The organism is Pseudomonas sp. P42 (assembly GCF_017973755.1).
In the GTDB taxonomy this organism is placed as follows: domain Bacteria; phylum Pseudomonadota; class Gammaproteobacteria; order Pseudomonadales; family Pseudomonadaceae; genus Aquipseudomonas; species Aquipseudomonas iridis.
Map to the genome: position 1 here is coordinate 550,492 of NZ_JACOPU010000004.1, position 15,806 is coordinate 566,297.

The following is a 15,806-nucleotide window of genomic DNA, read 5'->3' on the forward strand; positions in this document are numbered from 1 at the left end:
TTTTTGAAAAAAATTCATTTAATTAAAGGAGTTAGGGGAATTTGCTGACCAAGCGCCTTTGCCCTCACCGCCCGACATGCGAGAATGCGTTCTCTTTTTTTCCCCTCTCGATGGTTAATCACGCGCAATGACTGCACAACTAATCGACGGCAAATCGATCGCCGCCAGCCTGCGCCAGCAGATCGCCAAACGAGTTGCCGAGCGTCGCCAGCAAGGCCTGCGCACTCCCGGCCTCGCGGTGATCCTGGTCGGCAGCGATCCTGCCTCTCAGGTTTATGTCTCGCACAAGCGTAAAGACTGTGAAGAGGTCGGCTTCCTCTCGCAAGCCTACGACCTGCCCAGCGACACCTCTCAGCAAGCGCTGACCGATCTGGTCGACCGTCTTAACGACGATCCGGCCATCGACGGCATTCTGCTGCAGCTACCGCTGCCCGAGCATCTGGACGCCTCCAAACTACTGGAGCGCATCCGTCCGGACAAAGACGTAGACGGTTTCCATCCTTATAACGTCGGCCGTCTGGCCCAGCGCATCCCACTGCTGCGCCCATGCACGCCAAAAGGCATCATCACCCTGCTGGAAAGCACCGGTGCTGATCTTTATGGCATGGATGCGGTGGTTGTCGGCGCCTCCAACATTGTGGGTCGTCCGATGGCGATGGAACTGCTGCTGGCCGGTTGCACCGTGACCGTGACACACCGCTTCACCAAGGATCTGGCCGGCCACGTTGGCCGTGCCGATCTGGTAGTCGTGGCCGCCGGCAAGCCGGGCCTGGTCAAGGGCGAGTGGATCAAGGAAGGCGCGATCGTGATCGACGTCGGCATTAACCGTCAGGAAGACGGCAAACTGGTCGGTGACGTTGTCTACGAAACCGCCCTGCCCCGCGCCGGCTGGATCACGCCAGTGCCAGGCGGCGTGGGCCCGATGACTCGCGCCTGCCTGCTGGAAAACACCCTCTACGCGGCAGAAACCCTGCACGCTTAAGTCGGTTTTTTCGCAGCATTGGAACCCCGCCTCGTGCGGGGTTTTTCATGCGTGAGAAAAAACACTAACCGTTCGCCGGAAACCCCTCTTTTTACAGGTCTTTTCACGAGATTTTCAGGTCATTCAAACAACCATCGACAGATGTTCAGCCATACTTCTAGAATGCGATGCTTTTAAGAAATAACCCGTTACAAACTAACGGAATATCCAACTTTTATGAGTTCGCCCGCGTGAAAATTCGTCATTCGATTCTGAGCCTGTTTTTTGCATTTACAGGCGCATTCATCACGCCAACGATCAATGCTGCGGAAACCACCGCCGCCCCACGTGACGCTTCGACACTGAAGATCGCTTCCGGCAGCGCCCTGCTCATGGATATGCAGACCAACAAAGTCATCTATTCCAGCAATCCTGACGTGATCGTTCCGATCGCTTCCGTCAGCAAGCTGATGACTGGACTGGTAGTGGTTGAAGCCCGACAGAACATGGACGAATGGATCAATGTCGATATCAGCAGCACGCCGGAAATGAGAGGCGTGTTCTCCCGAGTCAAACTCAAGAGTGAATTGCCGCGCCGCGAGATGCTGCTGATTGCCCTGATGTCTTCGGAAAACCGCGCAGCTGCAAGCCTGGCGCATCACTACCCGGGTGGCTACGCAGCGTTTATCGCGGCGATGAATGCCAAGGCAAAAGCACTGGGCATGACCAGCACTCACTTTGTCGAGCCGACTGGCCTGTCGCCGCGCAACGTATCCACCGCGCGTGACTTGAGCAAATTGCTGATAGCGGCGCACAAGCAACCGCTGCTTGTTCAGTTGACCACCACCAAGGAAAAAACCGTAGCGTTTCGCAAACCCAACTACACCCTGGGTTTTCGTAACACCAACCATTTGGTGAGCAAGGACAACTGGAACATCAGGATTACCAAGACCGGTTTCACCAATCAGGCCGGGCATTGCTTGGTGCTGGTGACGAGCATGGGCAATCGTCAGGTAGCGCTGGTGATTCTTGACGCATTCGGCAAATACACACATTTTGCCGATGCCAGCCGTATCCGCAGCTGGGTTGAGACGGGCAAGAGCGCCAACGTTCCAGCGGTGGCTCAACAGTACAAGGCCGATAAAAACCTCAAGAGCCGCCAGAGTGGCGTAGTTGAAGCCTCCAAGTAAAAGGTACCCAAACAAAAAGCCCCGAATTTTCGGGGCTTTTTTTCATCTACACGCCTCAGTCGTTAGGCAATGGCATCTTGTCATCGTCAGGAATGCCATCTCCCTTGCTCACATCCGGCGTAAGCCCAGGGGCTACCAAGGGCCGGGCCATTGGGTCGCGCATCGGGCTGTCCGGATCGAGCACTGGATCAACGCCTTCCTCAGGCGTCGTCGGCACGCTGTCGGGCTTTTGGTCATCGAAGCTTGAATCGGTACTCATACGCACCTCACATCAAGGTTTCAGATTGGCTAAAGGATCGTAGGGTTTGGCCGGTTTCTTTTCTTCTTCACCGGGCTCCACATCCAGCGGTGCCTTGGCGGGACCTACGGGATCAACTTGTGGATCGGCGACATCCGGCGAATCCGGATCAAACCCCAGGTCATCGCCTGAGGAATGCTCGGAAGAATGCGGGCCTTGCGGGGATCGAGAATCTGTCATGTCGCCTCCTTGTTCACCCGTGAACAACGGGTTGTCATCTTCAGAGGCCTGCCGGGCGCAGTCGTGCCCGGCAGATGACGAACGGAGACTCAGTGCGCGGCCAGCGCCTTACGCGCTTGCGCCGCTTCGGGCTCCTGACCCGCCTGGGACAACTCGTCGGCAGCCTTGAGCCAGCGCTGGCGATCCACGTCCGCAGGAATCTGCGCAGGTTTCTGGATCAGGATGGCCCAGCCGCCAGATTTTTCGAAGGCCGATTCAAAAGCGCTGAAGCTCATCAGCTCGCGACGGTTCATGCCCGCGCGCAGCAGCACCTTCTGTTTATTGCGGTCGTAACCGGAAAGAATCGCGTAACGCGGCTCAGCCCAGAATGCCGAACCTTCGCTGAACCGCACCATAACCGGGAACCCTGCGGCAACCTGAGTCAACAAGGCCGGCAAGCTCTTGTCCAGCGGATACACAACCATGCCGTATTCCCGGGCCAGGTTCTGGATGTTCTGTTGCAGCTTGTCCTCGGCACCCGGCAGGTGCAGCGGTTTTTCCAGCAAGCCCGGCGTGATCACGATGCCTTGCTGCGACAACAGACTGGCCAACACCTGCGGGCCGCTTTGATTGGCTTCGCCCCGATAGAACGTCCCGCTCAGCTCGACCCGTTCCGGCAGTCGCTTGACCTGCGGCGCGACAGTGCTCGCACACCCGGCCATCACAGTCGCGCATCCGGCCACCAACAGCGCCGCACGAATTCGAGAAAATACCTGCACCTTTGTCACTCTCTGTTCAGACGCCGGTCGTCGTGTTCCGGCAAGGTCAAGGATCATAGGACGCCACAAGGCTGCGGTATAGCCTTAAACCGCAGACACATCGATTGCATAGAGCAAACTGATTGGTCATCACCGACCTTTGGTCAATAGCTTGAAACACCCCAGTGACTAGACTGTCACTGAGACAGAACGAACTGAAAAGTGGGCGCCCGATGCAGGGCAAAGAGGAGGCACTGATGAGCCTGACCATGACCATCGTAATGTTGATTGCCGGCTGGCTGGCTGTGGCCACCGCCATGCTTTGGGGAGTGCTGCGGATTGCGCGGCGCCATCATCATCCGGTTCAGACCACGCCGGTAGATAAGGTTGACAAGCATCGCGTACGTCACGCCACAGCGCATTAAAAAATGCTGAAAGCCCTTCACCCTGGCCCTCTCCCTCGTGAGAGGTCTGGGCGGGCGGCGCGATGACGGGCGGGTTCGAATAGACACCACAAATCTTCAGTCGAAAAAAAACCGCCTGAACTCCAGGAGTTCAAGCGGCCTTTTGTCTTTCAGCTATTACGCCTGCGCGGCCAGCTTCTTCTGCTTGGCACGACGCGACAGCATGTTCAGCACTTCAATCCCGGCCGAGAACGCCATGGCCGCATACACATAACCTTTCGGTACGTGGGCGCCGAAGCCTTCGGCGATCAGCGTCATGCCGATCATGATCAGGAAGCCCAGGGCCAGCATCACCACCGTCGGGTTGTCGTTGATGAACTTGGCCAGCGGATCAGCAGCCAACAACATCACCAGTACCGAGGCCACGACCGCGATGATCATGATCGGCAAGTGTTCGGTCATGCCGACCGCAGTGATGATGCTGTCGATCGAGAACACCATGTCGAGCACCAGGATCTGGCCGATAGCCGCAGCAAAGCCCAGCGTGACCGTCGAGGTGGCCGACTTCGGGTCTTCCGGCGCCGGGTCCATGCTGTGATGGATCTCGGTCGTGGCTTTCCAGACGAGGAACAGACCACCGGCAATCAGGATCATGTCCTTCCAGGAGAAAGCCTGGCCGAGGATGTCAATCACCGGCTCGGTCAACTGCACGATGAACGCGATGGTGCTCAACAGCGCCAGACGCAGAATCAACGCCATGCCGATACCAATGCGCCGCGCCTTCTGGCGATGCTGCTCAGGCAACTTGTTGGTCAGGATCGAAATGAAGATCAGGTTATCGATGCCGAGCACGATCTCCATCACGACCAGTGTGGCCAAGGCAACCCAGGCGGTGGGGCTGGCGGCGAGTTCTAACAGATATTCCATGGGTCAGTCCTGACTCTGTGTAAGACGATTTAGATGGTCTTGGAGGAAGATTCGGAAGTTTCCGAGTCTTTTTCCGATGGTTCTTTTTTCTCGATCAGCCCGCCAGTGGCGTCGCTGATTGCTTGCTCGGCAGCCTTGTGGGTGTCGTCGATGGCTTGCTTGGCGCTTTCGGCCGCTTTGCCCATCAACTGCTGAGCGCTTTTCTCGGCCTGATCGCAACCGGTCAGAACCAGTAAAGACGTAAACATCAACACAGGGAATGTGTATTTCATGAGGCTTCCTTGGAATAAACAGTCAGGGTCACAGACCGACCCTCGATGGCTGGGCATTCTAGGGAGCGAAACACTTCAGGAAAATTCGTATTTTTAGCGGCTATACTTCGGTTTTTACGAACTGACGGAGCCGCTAATGCTCAATTACCGACAACTGCATTATTTCTGGGTGGTCGCCAAGACCGGCAGCATCGTGCGTGCCTGCGAGCAGCTGAACCTGACGCCACAGACTATCAGCGGGCAGATTTCCCTGCTTGAGCAAACTTACGGTATTGAATTGTTCAGACGGGTTGGCCGGCAACTGGAGCTCACCGAGGCCGGGCGTCAGGCCCTGCCCTACGCCGAGCAGATGTTTCAACTGGGCGGTGAACTGGAACTGATGCTGCGCGCCCAGCCCAACGAACAGCAGATCCTGTTCCGCGTTGGTGTTGCAGACGTGGTGCCGAAATCCATCGTCTATCGCCTGATCGCGCCAACCATGGAGCTGAACGAACCACTGCGCATCACCTGCCGCGAAGACAAACTCGAGCGATTGCTGGCGGATCTGGCGATCCAGCGCCTGGATCTGGTGATTTCCGACAGCCCGATGCCATCACACCTCGACATCAAGGGCTACAGCCAGAAACTCGGTGAGTGCGGGATCAGTTTCTTCGCGACCGCCGAACTGGCTGCGCGCTTCGGTCAGGATTTTCCGCGCAGTCTGCACGGCGCACCGCTGTTGATTCCCGGACCGGAAACCGTGGTGCGCAGTCGGTTGCAGCGCTGGTTTGCCGAGCAGCAGATCCAGCCGCAAATCGTCGGCGAGTTCGATGACAGTGCCTTGATGCAGGCCTTCGGCCAATCGGGCAGCGGGATTTTTATCGGCCCCAGCGTGATTGCCGAGGAAGTGAAGCGCCAGTACGGCGTTCAGCTGATCGGCCAGACCGACGCGGTGACCGAGTCGTTCTATGCCATATCCGTGGAGCGCAAGGTCAAGCACCCCGGCATCGTTGCGATTACCGAAGGTGCCCGACGCGAGCTGTTTACCGCGTTATGAAGCCTCGACGCAGACGTCGCGCGGCTTGAGCGTCATCAGCACCATGGCGAGGAACACCGACAGCAGAATGAACCCTGCGGCGGCAAACCCGAGGAAGCCCAGACCTGCGCTGTCGATGACCCGGCCGCCGACCATCGCGCCCAGACCGATTCCCAGGTTGGCCCCGGCGATGTTCAGCGATGCGGCGAAGGCCGGCGCTTCAGGCGCGGCTTTCATCAGGCGCACATGGCTGACCAGGAACAACGCCGCCTGAGTCACGCCCCAGATCCCCATCGCAACCGTCAAACCCAGCGGCGAATGAATGTTCGGCACCAGCGACACCATGCCGGCAATCATGAACGCACAGAACAAAACCGACGCTCCCAGCGGATGGCGGTCCACTGCACGACCACCCAACGAGTTGCCGATCAAGCCGACCGCGCCGAAGCCCATCAGGCACCAGCCAACCACTGTGCCGTTGAAACCGGCGAGCCGTTCAAGGATGTCGGCCAGATAGGTGTAAACGGTGAACATGCCGCTGAACACCAGAATCGACAACACGACGTGGCCGATCATCAGCGGGCTGCGCAAGATCTTGAACTGCGAGCTGAAGCTGACCTGATGCTGGTGCAGATCGGTTTTCGGCAGATACACAAACAGCAGCAATGCCTTGGCAAAGGCGATCACCGCCAGAATGCCAAACGCGCTGCGCCAGCCGAATGCATCGGATATCAAGGTGCCGACCGGAATACCGAACACCGTGGCGCAGACAATGCCGAAGCCGATCTTGGCGATGGCTCGACCGGCAAAGTCCGGGCCGACGATGTCCACCGCCGTTTCACTGGCCAGCGCCCAGAACACCGGCAGCCCCAGCGCCGGGATCAACCGGGCAATCGCCATCACCCAGATATTGGGCGCCAGTGCGGCCACGGTATTGGCCAGACCGAACATGATCAGGATGCTGATAAACAGCTTGCGCCGCTCGAAGCGAGCGAAATACGCGGTCAAGAATGGGCCGAACATCGCCACGGTAAAAGCGAATAGAGTCACCAGCAGACCGGCCTGCGGGATGGTGACCTCAAGGTCTCGGGCTATCGCCGGTAGCAGGCCGACGATAACGAATTCCGTGGTCAGCACCGTGAAACCGGCGGCGGACAACAGAAGGATGGGAAACAGCATGGGAAACTCCAACGAAACGACGACACCAGCGATGACCGGAAGGCCCGCTGGCAGAACTTTAAAATGAGGATGCGCGATCTTAACAGAGTGTGTCCGGACTGACTTGCACAAACCGGTCTATCTTGCTGACAGATCGGGTGGCAGATCGTCACATGCCTGAAGGATAAGGCCTACGCTGTGATAAAGTCCGCGCCCTGAAAAACGTACACCCGTTCAGCGGCCTGTTTAAGGACGTTGAAATTGCGTCAACACTTTCGCTGCGTGGTGGTGGTCTGCCCTGGTTTTGCCACCGCCTCACGCAACCTTGTACCCAATAAAAAAACAGAGATGCCGTCATGACCGCTTCATCCCCTTCTCTATTGCAACGCTTGAAAAACCTGAGCCTCGTCACGCAGATCGTGATCGGCCTGATTGCCGGTATCGTCTTGGCGATGTTCGCGCCGGAAGCGGCGAAATCGACGGCGTTTATCGGCAAGGTGTTCGTTTCGGCATTGAAAGCCGTGGCGCCGATTCTGGTGTTCGTGCTGGTCATGGCGTCGATCGCCAACCACAAGCACGGCCAGGAAACTCACATCCGTCCGATTCTGTTCCTTTACCTGCTGGGCACCTTCTCCGCAGCAGCGGTGGCTGTGGTCGCGAGCATGTTGTTCCCGTCGAATCTGGTACTGGCCACCGAGAACGTTGCGGTATCCGCGCCGGGCGGTATCGGTGAAGTGCTGCAAAGCCTGCTGCTCAGCGTGGTGGATAACCCGGTGAGTGCGCTGATGAACGCCAACTTCATCGGCATTCTGGCCTGGGCGATCGGCATGGGCATCGCGATTCGTCATGCCGGCGACACTACCCGCGAAGTGCTGGGTGATCTGTCCAACGGTGTCACGGTAATCGTGCGCGTGGTGATTCGCTTCGCCCCACTGGGGATCTTCGGCCTGGTCGCTTCGACGCTGGCTACGTCCGGCTTCGGCGCGCTGGTCGGTTATGCGCACCTGCTGGCGGTGCTACTGGGCTGCATGCTGTTCGTGGCGCTGGTGATGAATCCGCTGATCGTGTTCTGGAAGCTGCGTCGTAACCCGTATCCGCTGACCCTCAAGTGCCTGCGCGAAAGCGGCATCACTGCATTCTTCACCCGCAGTTCGGCGGCGAACATTCCGGTCAACCTGGAATTGAGCAAGCGTCTGGGCCTGCACGAAGACACGTACTCGGTATCGATCCCGCTGGGCGCGACGATCAACATGGCCGGCGCGGCAATCACCATCACCGTGCTGACCCTGGCCGCAGTGCACACGCTGGGCATTGCCGTGGATATTCCGACGGCGATCCTGCTGAGTGTCGTCGCCGCGATCTGCGCCTGCGGCGCTTCGGGTGTGGCCGGTGGCTCGCTGTTGCTGATCCCGCTGGCGTGCAGCCTGTTTGGCATTCCAAGCGAGATCGCCATGCAGGTGGTCGCGGTAGGTTTCATTATTGGCGTGCTGCAGGATTCCGCCGAAACCGCGCTGAACTCCTCCACCGACGTGCTGTTTACCGCAGCGGCGTGCCTGGGTGAGGAAGAGAAAGCCCAACGCACCGCGTAATTTTTGCTGCAATAAAAAGCCCGCCAAGGTGTGAACCTTGGCGGGCTTTTTTGTGGCTGAAATCGCGGTCCCCTCACCCCATCCCTCTCCCCCCGGGGGGGCGAGGGGAAAAGGGAGCTGATTTGGGTGCTGTTCAAAACCTGAGTTCGACTCGATAAATCAGGTCGGCGCAGCTCGAGAAGACAACCGGATCAGTCCCCTCTCCCCCTGGGAGAGGGGCTCTTGGCGATTTAGAACGCGCCCATGTAATCGCGTTTACCCACTTCAACACCGTTGTGACGCAGCAAGGCGTAAGTGGTGGTGACGTGGAAGAAGAACTGCGGCAGACCGTAGGTCAGCAGGTAGGACTGGCCACTGAAGCGCTTCTCTTTCGGTGTGCCTGGACGGGTAACGATTTCGATGCCTTCCTTGCCATCGATCTGCTCTGGCTTGATCTCGCCGATGAAGGCCAGGACTTTGGCGATCAGGGCTTGCAGCTCGGCGAAGGTGGTTTCGCTGTCGTCGTACTTCGGCAGTTCGACTTCAGCCAGACGCGCGGAAACACCTTTGGCGAAGTCCACGGCAATCTGCACCTGACGGGTCAGCGGGAACATGTCCGGGTACAGGCGCGCTTGCAGGAAGGCGTTCGGGTCGATGTTTTTCTCGGTGGCGTGGGCTTCAGCCTTTTTCAGGACATCGCTCAGGGCGTTGAGCATTTGTTGAAAAACCGGGACGGATGCGGCGTACAGGGAAATGGTCATGGCAGTCTCGTGTAGTGGCTGGGTGGAACATGGGGGCGATTATAGCCATGCTTGATGACCACACGGCTTGCCTTTTGTTTGGCAAGGATTACGCTAGGCGCCTTCGACTGCTGAGGGAACGCGCGATGACCACCGAACCAGAATCCACCTTCGACGAGCCACGGCTTAACGCCACGGAAATCCGTATCCTCGGTTCGTTGATCGAGAAACAGGCCACCAGCCCGGAAACCTACCCGTTGACCCTCAACGCATTGGTCACCGCCTGCAATCAGAAAACCAGCCGTGAACCGGTGATGAACCTGACCCAGGGCCAGGTTGGCCAGAGCCTGCGCGCTCTGGAAGGTCGCGGTTTTGCCAAGCTTGTCATGGGCAGTCGTGCCGACCGCTGGGAGCACAAGGTCGACAAGGCGCTGGAACTGGTGCCGGCGCAGGTGATCCTGACGGGGCTGCTGTTTCTGCGCGGCCCGCAAACCATCAACGAACTGCTGACCCGCAGCGGGCGCATGCATGATTTCGAAGATGCCGAGCAGGTGTTGCATCAGCTCGAGCGCCTGATTGCTCGCGGGCTGGCGGTGTTGATTCCACGTCAGGCCGGGCAGCGCGAAGATCGTTACACCCATGCGCTGGGTGATCCGGCGGATATCGAGGTCATTCTGGCGGCGCGGCAGAATCCTCAGGAGCGCGGCGCGGGTAGCGGTGTTTCGGTGGAGCGTATCGAAGAGCTTGAGGCGCGGATTGCGGCGCTGGAAGAGCGTCTGGCGCGGCTGGAATAAGCATCTGAAATCAGTGTGGGAGCCAGCAGGCTAGCTCCCACAGGAAATATCCGACGTTAAGACGTGCGTGTTATTCGCCATCCCAGTAATCCACCCCATCCGCCTGTCGCGCCACAGCGACAAAGCCTGACGCATTGCCTTCGGCATCGACCGTGAAATTGTCCATCACCGCATATTTATTCGAATCCGGGTATTCGCAAATATCCGGCTGCTGCTGAGTGCTGACTGCCAGATAGCGCAGTTCGCCCGCGCTGGTATTGATGATCTGATGCGCCATCTCCGGGCCGCCCGGCGGACAGGCAATGACATCACCTTCCCGGATCGGGAATCGCTCGGCGCCAAGACGCACCTCGCCTTCCCCGGCCACCACGTAGAACATTTCCTCGTTGACCCGATGGCTGTGAAACGGGCTGCCGCGCATACCCGGTGGCAGTGCATACAGGCGATACCCGAGTTTCTGGGCACCGAGTTGCTGGCCAATCCGCGCTGAGCGTTGCTGGTAACGTGCGGCGGTCTCGCCTTCGGGGGACAGGGCTTCGGGCAGCGGTTCGAGTTCGACCTGATGCAGATTGAGAATGCGCGGGTGCATGCTGACCTCGGTTTTTGTGGGTGGGCAAGTCTGGCCTTGCTGGCGAAGCAGTATAGGCAACCCGATGCACCGCAGTGACCCCATCGCTGGCAAGCCAATTCCCACATTGGGTCTTGGTGATACGCAGGTATTGTGTTCACCGAGATTCCTGTGGGAGCTGGCTTGCCAGCGATGGGGCCAGCTCATTCACCGCATGACTTTCAGCTACGCGCAAACTCCACCGCCGCCTGAAACTGCTCTTCGGTCGGCCGCACCCCGGTATAAAGCACAAACTGCTCCAGCGCCTGGATCGCAATCACCTCCAGCCCGGTGATCACTCGCTTGCCTTCAGCCCGTCCGCGCACGATCAGCGGCGTTTCCGAAGGAATCGCCACCACATCAAACACAGTCTGCGCCGCGTTGATCACCTCAGGCTCAAACGCCAGTTGCCCTGCTTCCGGGCCACCGTCCATACCGACCGGAGTGACGTTGATCAGCATCTGCGGGCGCTCATCGCCCAATGCTGCCAGCCAGCGATAACCCAGCGAGTCTGCAAGTGCACGCCCGGCGCGCTCGTTGCGGGCGACGATCAAACCGTTTTTGTAGCCACCATCACGCAGGGCACTGGCCACGGCCTTGGCCATGCCACCGCTGCCGCGCAGGGCGAAGGTCGATTCCTTGGGCACCGCGTGGGTTTCCAGCAGTTGTGCGATGGCAATGTAGTCAGTGTTGTAAGCCTTGAGATGGCCATGGGTGTTGACGATGGTATTGATCGACTGAATCGCCGCCGCCGACGCGTCCAGCTCATCGACCAGCGCAATACTGGCCTCCTTGAACGGCATCGACACTCCGCAACCACGGATGCCCAGCGCGCGAATCCCACTGACTGCGCCGGTCAGATCCTTGCTGGCGAAGGCCTTGTAGTAGAAATTCAGGCCCAACTGCTCATACAAATGGTTATGAAAACGCAGACCGAAATTACCCGGCCGGCCGGACAGGGACATGCACAGCTGGGTGTCTTTGTTCGGGTTCATCTGCATGAAACTTCTCCTTCAAACGCACTTTCGGATGGGCGGGATTAGCCAGCCCATCGGGTTCTGTTCGATCATATCGGCGTGTCTGTACGCGATGACGTTAGCGTTGAGCGTCCGGTAAAGAAAACGGTACAGACCTTACACAAAATTTACCTGGCGGCTGTGCTGAATTTCAAAAAATCGCTGTCTTAGAAGTATCCCCGCGACGACTGCGGGCCTGGTGCAGGCCCTGCCGCCGGGTCGAAGAACCGAGGAATTATCATGATTCGTAAACTCTCCATCATGGCAATGTTGATTGGCGCACTCGCTGTCACAGGACAGGCAGAAGCCGGTGGTGGCCATGGCTGGCAAGGCCCTGCGGTGTTTGGCGCGATCGTCGGCTCGGCCATCATCGGCTCGGCGCTGATCAATCAGGATCGACCGGTGTATGTCCAGCAACAACCGGTTTACGTTCAGCCACAACCGGTTTACGTGCAACAGCCGCCCCCACCGGTTTATTACCAACCGGCACCGGTGTATGTGCAGCAACCGGTATATATCCAACAGGCGCCCGTCTATTACGGCCCGCCTCGCGGTTATTACGGTCGGCCACACGGTTACTACGGTGGCCCACGCTGGTAACCGAAACACAAAGCCCCGCCTTGATAGCGGGGCTTTTTTGTGACCGTCTGTCGGCCAGCGTCTGAAAAAATCTCGCCAAGGTCGCTGTGAGGACAGTTTCAACAGCTAAAGTCGGCATGATGGATTTGACCGCTGGGGAAACATCGAACGGTCATTTATTTGTCATGACGGAACCGCAAGCTGAATCCGTCCGTAAACAACAGGTTGATAACAACAAGGACGACTCCATGCCAACACAAAATCCGCACCGCATCGTCGGCTTGTGCACCTCCAGCAAGGTGTACAGCGCGCTGACCGAGCTCAAGCACCTGGAAGGCCACCGCTGCGCCAAGTTTCTTTCGCTGCTGGCCGAGAACCTCGTGCACAAAGGGCTGCTCAATGAGCGTGAAGTGATGCACATGCTTGATCAAGTGGTCGATTGAAACAGCCCTCACTGTTATCAATGACCACTATCGAAAGCGTTGATTGTCACTGAGAACGCCGAGTCCCTAAGGTAGCGCCATCGATTGATGGAGGTCCTTGTCATGGCTCAGGTTCAAATCATGTCCGTTATTGGCAGCGCCGTTCCCGCCTCACTCAGAGAGCTGGGATTGCTCGCCTGCTGGTATCTGGTGCGTGACGGCGAGCCGATCAGCGGCCCGCTCACGTCCTTGCCGGCAGCGCAGGCACTGTCGCAACAGGTCGCCGGCGCGCGGTTCCGGGTTTAAGGCAACTGCACCTTGGGCTTGGTCTCGATAAACAGCGCCCAGCTGGACATGAACAGCGCGGCAATCAAAGGCCCGATCACGAACCCGTTCAAGCCGAATACCGCCAGACCGCCCAAGGTCGAGATCAGGATCAGGTAGTCGGGCATGCGCGTGTCCTTGCCGACCAGAATCGGGCGCAGCACGTTATCGACCAGCCCGATCACGAAAATGCCGAACAAGCCGAGCACGACACCCTGCCAGATCATGTTGCTGAGCAGGAAATAGACCGCCACCGGTGCCCAGACGATCCCGGCTCCGACAGCGGGCAACAGCGACAGAAACGCCATCAATACCGCCCACAGCAGCGCGCTGGGGATGTCGAGAAACCAGAAGATTGCGCCGCCCAGCGCGCCTTGCGTGACCGCGACCACCAGGTTGCCCTTCACCGTTGCCCGCACCACGCGGTTGAACTTCAGCTGCAGGCGTCGCTTGTGACTCTCTTCCAGCGGTACGGCGGTGCGTATCTTGCGCGCCAGTTCCGGGCCGTCACGCAGAAAGAAGAACAGCAGATAGAGCATGATGAAGAAACTCACCACAAACTCGAACGTACCCTGGCCAAAACTGAATGCCTGAGTGGCCAGCACCTGGCTGCCCTGCATCGCCGACTTGACGATTTTGTCGCGCAAGCCGTTCAGCTCGCCCATGCCGAAACGGTCCAGCAAATGCTGGAAGTACGGCGGCAGACTCTGCTTGAACTGCGCCAGATAAGCCGCGACATCCAGCTCGCCACTCTCGATGTTCTTGTAGACCATCGCCCCTTCCTGGACCAGCAACACGCTGATGATGATCACGGGCAAAATCGCAATCACCAGGCAGACACTCAACGTACACAGCGACGTCAGGTTGCGCTGCCAGCCGAATCGGGCCTGCAACCGGCGCTGCATCGGCGCAAACAGAATGCCGAGGATCACCGCCCAGAACACCGCGCCATAGAACGGCAACAGAATCCAGATGAAGGCCACCGTCACCAGTAACAGCAACACCGTCAGCGATTTGAATTGAATACTTTTTTGGTTCATGTCCAGTCCATGTCAGTCAGGCGCCATGCACGCCAGCCCAACTTAGTCAGCCGCCAACCGCGCGAGTGCCATCTTTATTCAAGGAGCATAGATCCAGATCAATAAACCCCGCAGACAACCGCACTACCCTGCCGCGCTTTTGCGAGCGCTGCCGCCATGACTCCCACCCTCACTCTCGCCGCCCCCGAACTGCTCGCCCCCGCCGGCACCTTGAAAAACATGCGTTACGCCTTCGCCTACGGTGCCGATGCGGTTTACGCCGGCCAGCCGCGCTACAGCCTGCGGGTGCGCAACAATGAATTCGATCACGCCAATCTGGCACTGGGTATTCGTGAAGCGCAGGCGCAGGGCAAGCGCTTCTACGTGGTGGTCAACATCGCGCCGCACAATGCCAAGCTCAAGACCTTTCTCAAGGACCTGGCACCAGTCATCGAGATGGCGCCGGACGCGCTGATCATGTCAGATCCGGGGCTGATCATGCTGGTGCGCCGGCATTACCCGCAGATGCCGATCCACCTTTCGGTGCAGGCCAACACGGTGAACTGGGCGAGCGTCGAGTTCTGGCAGCAACAGGGCCTGAGCCGGATCATCCTGTCCCGCGAACTGTCGCTGGAAGAAATCGCCGAAATCCGCGAGCAAGTGCCGGGCATGGAGCTGGAGGTGTTCGTTCACGGTGCCCTGTGCATGGCCTATTCCGGACGTTGCCTGCTCTCGGGTTATATGAACAAACGTGACGCCAATCAGGGCACCTGCACCAACGCCTGCCGCTGGAAATACTCGGCGCAGGAGGCCACGGAGAATCAGCTGGGCGAGATCGTCCAGACCTTCCAGCCCGAGCCAACCCTGGGCCTTGGCGCGCCGACCGATCAGGTGTTTCTGCTGCAGGAAGCCAATCGCCCTGACGAATTGATGCCCGCTTTCGAGGATGAGCACGGCACCTACATCATGAACGCCAAGGATCTGCGCGCGGTACAGCACGTCGAGCGCCTGACCCGCATGGGCGTGTATTCACTGAAAATCGAGGGCCGGACCAAATCGCACTTTTACTGCGCGCGCACCACGCAGGTGTATCGCCGGGCAATTGATGATGCGGTGGCCGGGCGCGAGTTCGATCGCAGCCTGATGAACGATCTGGAATCACTGGCCCAGCGCGGCTACACCGAGGGTTTCCTGCGTCGCCATGTGCATGACGAGTACCAGAATTATCTGCATGGCAGCTCGGTCTCGGAGCGACAGCAGTTTGTCGGGGAGTTGACCGGCGAGCGGCGTGACGGATTGGCCGAAGTCAAGGTGAAGAACCGTTTTGCGCTGGGCGATCATCTGGAATTGATGACGCCCGAGGGCAACTTTCATTTTGATCTGCAGGAACTGCGCAACCTCAAGGGTGAAGCTGTCGAGGTGGCGCCGGGGGATGGGCACACGGTGTTCGTGCCGATTCCGGACGGGGTGGATTTGCGCTTCGGGTTGTTGATGCGCGACCTCAAGCCAAACTAACCAGCGCCATCATCCACACGAACCCGTGCAGGAGCTGCCGAAGGCTGCGATCTTTTGACTTGGATTTAAAAAAGCAAAAT

General features: G+C 58.6%; 20 protein-coding genes. 10 read left to right on the top strand and 10 right to left on the bottom strand.

The window, feature by feature from the left end; all coding sequences use genetic code 11:
• The first annotated feature begins 127 nt into the window (after positions 1–127).
• Entirely contained in the window at positions 128–982 is an 855-nt protein-coding gene (gene folD / locus H8B20_RS15695) for a bifunctional methylenetetrahydrofolate dehydrogenase/methenyltetrahydrofolate cyclohydrolase FolD (RefSeq protein ID WP_210623782.1), read from the top strand.
• A gap of 230 nt (positions 983–1,212) precedes the next feature.
• A complete protein-coding gene (gene pbpG / locus H8B20_RS15700; protein ID WP_210623783.1) occupies positions 1,213–2,151 on the top strand; it encodes a D-alanyl-D-alanine endopeptidase in 939 nt (312 codons plus the stop codon).
• A 55-nt stretch (positions 2,152–2,206) separates the two neighbouring features.
• Here the strand turns inward: pbpG and H8B20_RS15705 are convergent, their stop codons facing one another.
• The 3 genes from H8B20_RS15705 to H8B20_RS15715 all read right to left on the bottom strand — a co-directional run bounded on the left by H8B20_RS15705 (position 2,207) and on the right by H8B20_RS15715 (position 3,444).
• Positions 2,207–2,410, bottom strand: coding sequence for a hypothetical protein (locus H8B20_RS15705; RefSeq protein ID WP_042560024.1), 204 nt, complete (start codon positions 2,408–2,410; stop codon positions 2,207–2,209).
• A 12-nt stretch (positions 2,411–2,422) separates the two neighbouring features.
• Positions 2,423–2,629, bottom strand: a complete 207-nt coding sequence (locus tag H8B20_RS15710) for a DUF6021 family protein (protein WP_042560025.1) — start codon at positions 2,627–2,629, stop codon at positions 2,423–2,425.
• Positions 2,630–2,718: 89 nt separating this feature from the next.
• Positions 2,719–3,444 (bottom strand): peptidase C39 family protein, encoded by a 726-nt coding sequence (locus H8B20_RS15715; protein ID WP_210623784.1) that lies wholly within the window; start codon positions 3,442–3,444, stop codon positions 2,719–2,721.
• 179 nt (positions 3,445–3,623) lie between these two features.
• Between H8B20_RS15715 and H8B20_RS15720 the strand changes: the two genes are divergently transcribed.
• Positions 3,624–3,791 carry a hypothetical protein gene (locus H8B20_RS15720; protein ID WP_210623785.1) on the top strand — a complete coding sequence of 56 codons (168 nt, stop codon included), beginning with the start codon at positions 3,624–3,626 and terminating at the stop codon, positions 3,789–3,791.
• 156 nt (positions 3,792–3,947) lie between these two features.
• On the opposite strand, the gene H8B20_RS15725 is transcribed toward H8B20_RS15720, so the two are convergent.
• Entirely contained in the window at positions 3,948–4,697 is a 750-nt protein-coding gene (locus H8B20_RS15725; protein ID WP_200611884.1) for a TerC family protein, read from the bottom strand.
• A 29-nt stretch (positions 4,698–4,726) separates the two neighbouring features.
• Complete coding sequence (locus H8B20_RS15730) at positions 4,727–4,969, bottom strand: hypothetical protein (protein ID WP_042560029.1); 243 nt, start codon at positions 4,967–4,969, stop codon at positions 4,727–4,729.
• Positions 4,970–5,105: 136 nt separating this feature from the next.
• On the opposite strand from H8B20_RS15730, the gene nhaR reads away from it, so the two are divergent.
• Entirely contained in the window at positions 5,106–6,005 is a 900-nt protein-coding gene (nhaR, locus tag H8B20_RS15735; RefSeq protein WP_042560030.1) for a transcriptional activator NhaR, read from the top strand.
• Here the strand turns inward: nhaR and H8B20_RS15740 are convergent.
• Complete coding sequence (locus tag H8B20_RS15740) at positions 6,000–7,163, bottom strand: MFS transporter (RefSeq protein WP_210623786.1); 1,164 nt, start codon at positions 7,161–7,163, stop codon at positions 6,000–6,002. The genes nhaR and H8B20_RS15740 overlap by 6 nt on opposite strands.
• A 335-nt stretch (positions 7,164–7,498) precedes the next feature.
• Between H8B20_RS15740 and sstT the strand changes: the two genes are divergently transcribed.
• On the top strand, positions 7,499–8,731 hold the full coding sequence (sstT, locus tag H8B20_RS15745) for a serine/threonine transporter SstT (protein ID WP_210623787.1): 1,233 nt from the start codon (positions 7,499–7,501) through the stop codon (positions 8,729–8,731).
• Positions 8,732–8,961: 230 nt separating this feature from the next.
• Here sstT and H8B20_RS15750 read toward each other — a convergent pair whose 3' ends face one another.
• Positions 8,962–9,471 carry a DUF1993 domain-containing protein gene (locus tag H8B20_RS15750; protein ID WP_042560033.1) on the bottom strand — a complete coding sequence of 170 codons (510 nt, stop codon included), beginning with the start codon at positions 9,469–9,471 and terminating at the stop codon, positions 8,962–8,964.
• Between the two features lie 125 nt (positions 9,472–9,596).
• Between H8B20_RS15750 and H8B20_RS15755 the strand changes: the two genes are divergently transcribed.
• Entirely contained in the window at positions 9,597–10,244 is a 648-nt protein-coding gene (locus H8B20_RS15755; RefSeq protein ID WP_210623788.1) for a YceH family protein, read from the top strand.
• Positions 10,245–10,314: 70 nt separating this feature from the next.
• Here the strand turns inward: H8B20_RS15755 and H8B20_RS15760 are convergent, their stop codons facing one another.
• The gene (locus H8B20_RS15760; protein WP_210623789.1) at positions 10,315–10,833 is read right to left on the bottom strand and encodes a cupin domain-containing protein; all 519 of its coding nucleotides are present in this window, start codon (positions 10,831–10,833) and stop codon (positions 10,315–10,317) included.
• A 200-nt stretch (positions 10,834–11,033) separates the two neighbouring features.
• Positions 11,034–11,852, bottom strand: coding sequence for a shikimate 5-dehydrogenase (locus tag H8B20_RS15765; protein WP_042560036.1), 819 nt, complete (start codon positions 11,850–11,852; stop codon positions 11,034–11,036).
• Positions 11,853–12,107: 255 nt separating this feature from the next.
• Between H8B20_RS15765 and H8B20_RS15770 the strand changes: the two genes are divergently transcribed.
• The 3 genes from H8B20_RS15770 (at position 12,108) to H8B20_RS15780 (ending at position 13,174) form a co-directional block, all read left to right on the top strand.
• A complete protein-coding gene (locus H8B20_RS15770) occupies positions 12,108–12,467 on the top strand; it encodes a hypothetical protein (RefSeq protein ID WP_042560037.1) in 360 nt (119 codons plus the stop codon).
• Positions 12,468–12,694: 227 nt separating this feature from the next.
• Entirely contained in the window at positions 12,695–12,889 is a 195-nt protein-coding gene (locus H8B20_RS15775) for a hypothetical protein (protein WP_016984641.1), read from the top strand.
• 102 nt (positions 12,890–12,991) lie between these two features.
• On the top strand, positions 12,992–13,174 hold the full coding sequence (locus H8B20_RS15780; RefSeq protein ID WP_210623790.1) for a hypothetical protein: 183 nt from the start codon (positions 12,992–12,994) through the stop codon (positions 13,172–13,174).
• Here the strand turns inward: H8B20_RS15780 and H8B20_RS15785 are convergent.
• Positions 13,171–14,232, bottom strand: a complete 1,062-nt coding sequence (locus tag H8B20_RS15785; RefSeq protein WP_042560039.1) for an AI-2E family transporter — start codon at positions 14,230–14,232, stop codon at positions 13,171–13,173. The two genes, H8B20_RS15780 and H8B20_RS15785, sit on opposite strands and share 4 nt — an antisense overlap.
• A 156-nt stretch (positions 14,233–14,388) precedes the next feature.
• On the opposite strand from H8B20_RS15785, the gene trhP reads away from it, so the two are divergent.
• Positions 14,389–15,726, top strand: coding sequence for a prephenate-dependent tRNA uridine(34) hydroxylase TrhP (gene trhP / locus H8B20_RS15790; protein WP_210623791.1), 1,338 nt, complete (start codon positions 14,389–14,391; stop codon positions 15,724–15,726).
• The last annotated feature ends 80 nt before the right edge of the window (positions 15,727–15,806 follow it).